Origin of the sequence: Pseudomonas sp. CH235 (assembly GCF_004368175.1) — a bacterium.
Taxonomy (GTDB): domain Bacteria; phylum Pseudomonadota; class Gammaproteobacteria; order Pseudomonadales; family Pseudomonadaceae; genus Aquipseudomonas; species Aquipseudomonas paraglycinae.
This window is the reverse complement of sequence record NZ_RRZJ01000071.1, coordinates 1-933: the sequence shown is the minus strand read 5'-3', so window position 1 is coordinate 933 and position 933 is coordinate 1. Positions and strand designations below refer to the sequence as shown.

General features: G+C 52.7%; 1 protein-coding gene. It reads left to right on the top strand.

Annotated features, from left to right (window positions below; all coding sequences use genetic code 11):
* Window positions 1-933, top strand: a 933-nt coding sequence (locus EIY71_RS28470; RefSeq protein WP_305955779.1) for a calcium-binding protein, incomplete at both ends; no start/stop codon positions are given.

Here is a 933-nt window from a genome sequence, read left to right as displayed (position 1 = left end):
GCAATGACGAGCTGCATGGTTATGGTACCGATGATCTGGTGAGCGGTGGCCTAGGTAACGACAGCCTGTACGGCGAGGGCGGCAACGATGTGTTGGTCGGTGGTGTGGGCAACGATGTACTGGATGGGGGGACAGGTTCGGATGTCTACCGGTTCGAACGAGGCTGGGGCCAGGACACCATCAACAGTTACGACTCTACGATTGGCAAAGTTGATGTCATAGAATTTCTAGGAAATATCACTTCGCAAGATATCGTTCTGACCCGTACTGACAATGACTTGAATATTCAGCTTAAGGGTACGTCGGACAAAATTGTAGTGCGTTATTTCTTCAACAATGGTTATCAACTGGAGCAGATTCGTTTTGCCAACGGGCAGAGCTGGGGCCTAAATCAGATCAACGCGATAATTGCCGGAGCAACAACGGGAAATGACGAGATGCACGGCAACGGTATGGATAATGAGCTTAACGGCCTGGAAGGAGACGATCGGATTTTCGGTGAGGGCGGGAACGATGTGCTGATTGGTGGGGTAGGCAACGATACCCTGGATGGCGGAGCCGGCTCTGACATCTATCGATTCAGTCGCGGCTGGGGCCAAGACACCATCAACAACTACGACACCACGGCTGGCAAAGTCGATGTCATAGAGTTTGGTGCTGATATCAATCCCGAGGACATGGTGCTAACTCGCTCCGCCAGCAATCTGAACATTGCCCTCAAGGGAACTTCGGACAAGATTACCCTGAGGTATTTCTTCAACAGTGGTTACCAATTGGAAGAGATCCGCTTCGCCAATGGCACGACTTGGAGCCTGGCGCAAGTCAAGGTGATGGTGATGACCAGCACCGAAGGCAATGACGAGCTGCATGGTTATGGCACCGATGATCTGGTGAGCGGTGGCCTGGGTAACGACAGCCTGTACGGCGAGGGGG